Annotated in this window: 9 protein-coding genes and 1 tRNA gene; 4 read left to right on the plus strand and 6 right to left on the minus strand. The window is 70.0% G+C overall.

Annotated features, from left to right (window positions below; genetic code table 11):
* Positions 1-396: LysE/ArgO family amino acid transporter (locus tag VJR25_RS10635; RefSeq protein WP_324114946.1), on the plus strand; the 396-nt coding region annotated here is incomplete at its 5' end.
* A gap of 19 nt (positions 397-415) precedes the next feature.
* Complete coding sequence (locus VJR25_RS10640) at positions 416-691, plus strand: acylphosphatase (protein ID WP_324114947.1); 276 nt, start codon at positions 416-418, stop codon at positions 689-691.
* 82 nt (positions 692-773) lie between these two features.
* Here the strand turns inward: VJR25_RS10640 and rplA are convergent, their stop codons facing one another.
* The 5 genes from rplA to VJR25_RS10665 all read right to left on the minus strand — a co-directional run bounded on the left by rplA (position 774) and on the right by VJR25_RS10665 (position 3,491).
* A complete protein-coding gene (gene rplA, locus VJR25_RS10645) occupies positions 774-1,463 on the minus strand; it encodes a 50S ribosomal protein L1 (protein WP_324114948.1) in 690 nt (229 codons plus the stop codon).
* A gap of 14 nt (positions 1,464-1,477) precedes the next feature.
* Complete coding sequence (rplK, locus tag VJR25_RS10650) at positions 1,478-1,909, minus strand: 50S ribosomal protein L11 (RefSeq protein WP_324114949.1); 432 nt, start codon at positions 1,907-1,909, stop codon at positions 1,478-1,480.
* A gap of 128 nt (positions 1,910-2,037) precedes the next feature.
* A complete protein-coding gene (gene nusG, locus VJR25_RS10655) occupies positions 2,038-3,054 on the minus strand; it encodes a transcription termination/antitermination protein NusG (protein WP_324114950.1) in 1,017 nt (338 codons plus the stop codon).
* Positions 3,055-3,093: 39 nt separating this feature from the next.
* On the minus strand, positions 3,094-3,372 hold the full coding sequence (secE, locus tag VJR25_RS10660; RefSeq protein ID WP_324114951.1) for a preprotein translocase subunit SecE: 279 nt from the start codon (positions 3,370-3,372) through the stop codon (positions 3,094-3,096).
* A gap of 46 nt (positions 3,373-3,418) precedes the next feature.
* Positions 3,419-3,491 (minus strand) — tRNA-Trp (locus VJR25_RS10665).
* A 258-nt stretch (positions 3,492-3,749) separates the two neighbouring features.
* Here VJR25_RS10665 and VJR25_RS10670 point away from each other — a divergent pair.
* Both VJR25_RS10670 and VJR25_RS10675 read left to right on the plus strand, forming a co-directional pair.
* Entirely contained in the window at positions 3,750-4,508 is a 759-nt protein-coding gene (locus VJR25_RS10670) for a hypothetical protein (RefSeq protein WP_324114952.1), read from the plus strand.
* 90 nt (positions 4,509-4,598) lie between these two features.
* Positions 4,599-5,525 carry an alpha/beta fold hydrolase gene (locus tag VJR25_RS10675; protein WP_324114953.1) on the plus strand — a complete coding sequence of 309 codons (927 nt, stop codon included), beginning with the start codon at positions 4,599-4,601 and terminating at the stop codon, positions 5,523-5,525.
* Here VJR25_RS10675 and VJR25_RS10680 read toward each other — a convergent pair.
* The coding region (locus VJR25_RS10680) for a glycosyltransferase (RefSeq protein ID WP_324114954.1) at positions 5,476-6,121 on the minus strand (646 nt) is incomplete at its 5' end. The genes VJR25_RS10675 and VJR25_RS10680 overlap by 50 nt on opposite strands.

Below are 6,121 nucleotides of genomic sequence, written 5' to 3' on the forward strand. Positions count from 1 at the left end.
CGCCCGGCCGCCGAGGCGCTCGCGGTCGCGGACGACGTGCGCGATGCCGCCACCCCGGCTGCGGCATCCGGCGCGCGCAGGGCCGCGACGGCCACCACGACGCGCACCCCGCTGCTGCCCGTCCTCGCCACCTGCCTGGCACTCACGTGGCTGAACCCGCACGTCTACCTCGACACGGTGTTCCTGCTCGGCTCGATCGCGTCGACGCACGGCCCGGACCGCTGGTGGTTCGCGCTCGGCGCCGCGTGTGCGAGCGTCGTCTGGTTCTTCGCACTCGCGTACGGGGCGCGGCTGCTCGGACGCTGGCTCGCGACGCCGCGAGCCTGGCGCATCCTCGACGCGATCATCGCGGGCGTGATGACCGTGATCGCGATCACCCTCGTGGCGGGCGCGTGAGCCGACCACAATGGGTTGCATGCGACGGGTTCATGCGATCGTGACCGGCGACGTCCAGGGCGTCGGATACCGCTATACGATGCGGCTCGCCGCCCGGCACGCGGGTGTCGCCGGCTGGGTGCGCAATCGCCGGGACGGCAGCGTCGAGGCAGAGATCGAGGGCACCGACCGCCAGGTCGACCGGCTGCTCGCCTGGATGGCGAAGGGCCCGCCCGGGGCGCTGCCGACGGTCGCGCGGGTCGAGGAGCTCCCGCCGACGGGCGCGACCGGCTTCGAGGTGCATCCCACCGTCTGACGATCCGGGGCAGGCCACCGGGAACGCAGAAGAGGCCCCGCCAGACGGCGGAGCCTCTTCGTAAAGCTCGGAGCGCGATGCGTCAGAGCGCGTTGACGTCCAGCGGGATGCCCGGGCCGAACGTGGTCGACACGGCGCCCTTCTGGATGTAGCGGCCCTTGGAGCTCGACGGCTTCAGTCGGATGATCTCCTCGAGCGCGGCAGCGAGGTTCTCGTGCAGCTGGTCGGCCGAGAACGAGGCCTTGCCGACGACGAAGTGCACGTTGGCGTGCTTGTCGACGCGGAACTCGATCTTGCCGCCCTTGATCTCCTCGACGGCCTTGGCCGGGTTGGGGGTCACGGTGCCCGTCTTGGGGTTCGGCATGAGGCCGCGGGGGCCGAGCACCTTACCCAGGCGACCGACCTGGCCCATGAGCTCCGGGGTCGAAACGGCGGCGTCGAACGACGTCCAGCCGCCGGCGACCTTCTCGATGAGCTCGGCGCCGCCGACCTCGTCGGCGCCCGCGGCGATGGCGGCCTCAGCGGCCGGGCCCGTCGCGAACACGATCACGCGGGCGGTCTTTCCGGTGCCGTGGGGCAGGATGACGGTGCCGCGCACCATCTGGTCCGCCTTGCGGGGGTCGACCGAGAGCTTGAGGGCGACCTCGACGGTCGAGTCGAACTTCTTCGACCCGGTCTCCTTGGCGAGGGCCACGGCCTCGGTGGTGCTGTAGAACTTGTCGGCGTCGATCTTGGACGCGGCGGCCTGGTAGGCCTTGGACTTGGTAGCCATAATCGTTGTTCCCCTCAGTCCTCGACCGTGATGCCCATGGAACGGGCGGTGCCGGCGATGATCTTCGAGGCGGCCTCGATGTCGTTCGCGTTCAGGTCGGGCTGCTTCTGCTCGGCGATCGCACGGACCTGGTCCTTGGTGAGCTTGCCCACCTTGACCGTGTGCGGCGTGGCGGAGCCCTTCGCAAGACCGGCGGCCTTCTTGATGAGCTCGGCGGCCGGCGGGGTCTTCAGGATGAAGGTGAAGCTGCGGTCCTCGTAGACGGTGATCTCCACGGGGATGACGTTGCCGCGCTGCGACTCGGTCGCGGCGTTGTACGCCTTGCAGAACTCCATGATGTTGACGCCATGCTGACCGAGCGCGGGGCCGATCGGCGGCGCCGGGTTGGCTGCACCGGCGTTGATCTGAAGCTTGATCAGGCCGGTCACCTTCTTCTTCGGTGCCATTGTGCTTCCTTCTGTCGAGCGCTCGGAGCGGCTGCCCGCGAGCGCGCTTCCACGACCAGGCGGGTCCTGGCAGTGGTGGGGGTTTCGTCGGCCGAAAAGGCCAACCGGAACATCTTACCGGATGCGCGTCACTGCTTGGTGACCTGGTCGAACGACAGCTCGACCGGGGTCTCGCGCTCGAAGAGCGAGACGAGCACGGTGAGCTTGCCGCTCTCGGGCTTGATCTCGCTGATCGAGCCGGGCAGGCCCGCGAACGAGCCGTCCTTGATGGTGATGGTCTCGCCGATCTCGAAGTCGACCTCGGTGACCACGGTGCGCTGGGCGGCGGCCGCGGACTTGGCGGCGCCGGACTTGGCGGTCGCCATCTCGCGCACCTCGACGAGCGACTTCAGCATGTTGAACGCCTCTTCGAAGCGCAGCGGCGTCGGGTTGTGCGCGTTGCCGACGAAGCCGGTGACGCCCGGCGTGTGGCGCACGACCGACCAGGTGTCCTCGTTGAGCTCCATGCGCACGAGCACGTAGCCGGGGATCCGGACGCGCGTGACCATCTTGCGCTGCCCGTTCTTGATCTCGACGACGTCCTCCATCGGGACCTCGATCTGGTAGATGTCCTCTTCGACCTCGAGCGTCGACTTGCGCTGCTCGATGTTGGCCTTCACCTTGCGCTCGAAGCCGGCGTAGGAGTGGATGACGTACCACTTGCCCGGCATCGTGCGCAGCTCGGCGCGGAACGCGTCGTAGGGGTCGACGTCATCCTCGTCGTCGGCGACCGGACGGTCCTCTTCACCGTTCACGTCGGGGCCGTCGTAAGCGCCCACCTCGGCGGATGCCGCGGCGATGCGCGCGTCGGCCTCCTCCGAGATGGAGTCGTTGATGACCTCGGCGGCGGCCTCCGCCTCCGCGGCCTCGTCGAGATTCAGAGCGTCGTTCACGATGGCGTCAGCCTCCGGGTCGTCGATGTCGTCCAGGTCCTCGTCGTCGCCCTCGTCGTCGGAGTCGTCGACCACGTGCAGCGCCGAGTGCTCCGCGGCGTCGACCGCGCGCTCCTGCTGGTGCAGGACGTTGCCCTCCTGCGCCTCGTCGTCCTCGCTGGACTGCTCGGCCGCGGTCGCCCAGTCGGCGTCGTCGACATATCGTTCGGACACGTGCGTCACTCTTTCGTTCGTGGGGGCGGATGCCGGGCGTCAGCCACCGCTGACGGTGCCGGGAGTGCCGAACACCACCGTCGTCACCCAGACGAACAGGACGTCCAGACCGTAGACGAGGGCCATCATCACCACGACGAAGCCGAGGACGACTGCGGTGTACTTCAGCAGCTCCTGGCGCGTCGGCGTGACGACCTTGCGAAGCTCGGCGAAGACCTGGCGGACGAAAACGGCGATGCGCTGGAAGAAGCCCGGCTTCTTCTCGCGCGGTGCGCCGCTTGCCGCGACCACCTCAGCCTTCGACCCGTCCTGGACCATCGAACCCACCTGAATTGCTTTCGTTGGATCAGCATTCGCTGATGCGCAGGGCGGACAGGAATCGAACCTGCAACCTGCGGTTTTGGAGACCGCTGCTCTGCCAATTGAGCTACCGCCCTAGAGACCCGGAGGTCCCGAGGGTGCCGGCATCCTCCCGCTTCGACTGGGAACCGGGGCCGTTCCCGATGGCGGGCACGGCGAAAGAATGCAGACAATCACTGCACGACCCAGTCTACGGCATGCCCCGAGCGGTCGCGAACCGACGCGGCCTCCGGGCGCGGCGCACGCGGCCCCGCGGCGGAACTTCCCGGGCGTGTCGTATCAGGCTGCCGGGTTCGCGCCTCCTCCCCGTGACAGCTCATTTCCAGGAGGTCCCCATGGCTGCGCAACTCAAACTCGGCAAGCTCCCCGCCCGTCCCGGCGCGGTGAAGCTCAAGCTCTCGACGTACCTGCCGGCGAAGCTGCCGACGCCTCCCGTCGAGTTCGGCCACGACGTGCAGGTCCCCCTCTGGCAGATGCTCGGCAACGACACCGTCGGCGACTGCGTGATCGCCGGCGCCCTGCACGAGACGATGCTGTGGACCTCGATCGGCCGCACCGAGATCCCGGTCTCGACCGACGCCGCCATCAAGAACTACTCCGCGATCACCGGCTACAACCCGGCCGACCCGAACTCCGACCAGGGCACCGACCCCGCCGTGGCGGCGAGCTACCGCCGCAAGACCGGCATCGTCGACGCCGACGGCAAGCGTCACCGGATCGGGGCGTATCTGGCGCTGACGCCGGGCGACCTGCAGGAGCACCTCGTCGCCCTCTACCTGTTCGGCGCCGTGGGCGTCGGCATCCGGTTCCCGAAGAGCGCCATGGACCAGTTCAACGCGGGCGAGCCGTGGGATGTCGTGCCCGGATCGCCGATCGAAGGCGGTCACTACATCAGCGCCGTGGCCCGGCGCGACGGGCGGCTCGTCATCGTGACGTGGGGCAAGGAACAGCCGATGACGGATGCCTTCCTGCAGGAGTACAACGACGAGAGCTACGCGTACGTGTCGCGGGAGTACCTGAAGGAGGGCAAGAGTCCCGAGGGGTTCAACCTCGCCCAGCTGAAGGCCGACCTCGCCGTCGTGACCTCCGCGTGAATCGTGGGGGGCCGGGGTCCTGATGCGACCCCGGGCCCCTCGCCAGGGCGCCTCGGCCGCACGCGCGCCGCGGCACCGTAGGATGCGCACGTGAGCGTGCTGCCCGACGACGACCGGTTCCCGGCCCTCATGGCGGATGCCGCGGCACGCGATGCCCGACTCGGCGCGATCGACTGGCGGGTGCTGCCCGCGCAGTCCGAGCGCGACGTGCTGCGCGCACCGAGCGGCGATCTCGCCCGTGTGCGGTTGGGCCCGGTGGATGGACCGCGCGTGCTGCTGGTGCCGGGGATGACGGGGTCCAAGGAGGACTTCACCCTGACGATGCCGGGCCTCGCCGCCGCGGGCTACCGCGCCGAGTCGTACGACCTCGCGGGGCAGTACGAGTCGCACGCCGCCGGCCCGGAGCAGCTCGATCCTGCGCAGCACCGCTACACGCTCGGGCTGTTCGTCGACGACCTGCTCGCAGCGCTCCGCGACGGGCCGACCCCGGTGCACGTGCTCGGGTACTCGTTCGCCGCGACCGTCGCGATCGAGGCCGCGACGCGGCACCCGGAGCTGTTCGCGAGCCTGACCCTGCTGTCCGCTCCCCCGCGTGCGGGCGATTCCCTGCGCGACTTCAAGGTGCTGGGACCCCTCAGCCGGTTCGTGCCGGGGCACGCGCTCACCGGGGTGTTCGTCGCTGCGCTGCGGTGGAACGTGATCGGCGCGCCCGCCGAGCGCGCATCGTTCGTGGCCGGCCGACTCGACCTCACGCGCCGGTCGAGCGTGGGCGACATCCTCGACCTCATGCAGCACACTCCTGACCGCGTCGCCGCCCTGCGCGACAGCGGCATCCCGCTGCTCGTCGTCGGCGGCACCGGCGACGTCTGGCACGTCGCCACGCATCGCGCGTACGCGGCGGCGCTGGGGGCCCGGCTCGTCGTGCTGCACAGCGGGCACGGCCCCTGCGAGACCGCGCCGAACCAGCTCACCGAGGCGATGCTGTCCCTGTTCCGGGCGAGTCCGCATCGGGCATGACGCCGCCGGCCGGGTCGGCACGCCGTCGTCGTGCGGCCTGCTGCAGGCGCGGCACCCAGCCCACCTCGCGCAGATTGACCCCGATCAGGTGGAACGCCCAGACTGCCCGGCGCCGGAACCCGGCGAAAGTCTCGAAGGGCCGCGCCGAGACACCGACGCGCAGGCGCCCGTCGAAGCGGGAGACCATGTCCGCTTCGAGCACCATGCTGATGTCGAGGTCGTCATGCGCACGCGGATCGTCGAGGTGCACACGCCCGCGCACCCGAAGCCAGGCGGAGCGTCGGATCGCGAAGTTGGAGCCGAACAGGGGCACCCGGCCGATGAGCAGGCCGACGACCGTGAAGTACCCGCCGAGATAGAGCCGCTTCCCGGTGAACCGCCAGAACGGCCCGCAGCCGTAGAAGTCGCCGGTGCCGGTCACGGCGTCGAGGCCCGGGTCGGTGAAATGCCGCTCGACGCGCTCAGCCCAGTCCGGGGCGGGCAGGGAGTCGGCGTCGAGGCGGCCGATGATGTCGCCGGTGGCCGCATCGAAACCGGCGGCGGTGGCGTGCAGCACGCCGCGCACGGGCTCGGCGACGACCCGCGCCCCGGCCGCG

Source organism: Microbacterium sp., from assembly GCF_035277845.1.
Lineage (GTDB): Bacteria > Actinomycetota > Actinomycetes > Actinomycetales > Microbacteriaceae > Microbacterium.

What these genes read in the sequence shown, in the direction of transcription:
- VJR25_RS10640 (WP_324114947.1), top strand. Translation starts at nt 416, where the DNA reads ATGCGACGGGTTCATGCGATCGTGACCGGCGACGTCCAGGGCGTCGGA.
- rplA (WP_324114948.1), bottom strand. Translation starts at nt 1,463, where the DNA reads ATGGCTACCAAGTCCAAGGCCTACCAGGCCGCCGCGTCCAAGATCGAC.
- rplK (WP_324114949.1), bottom strand. Translation starts at nt 1,909, where the DNA reads ATGGCACCGAAGAAGAAGGTGACCGGCCTGATCAAGCTTCAGATCAAC.
- secE (WP_324114951.1), bottom strand. Translation starts at nt 3,372, where the DNA reads ATGGTCCAGGACGGGTCGAAGGCTGAGGTGGTCGCGGCAAGCGGCGCA.
- VJR25_RS10670 (WP_324114952.1), top strand. Translation starts at nt 3,750, where the DNA reads ATGGCTGCGCAACTCAAACTCGGCAAGCTCCCCGCCCGTCCCGGCGCG.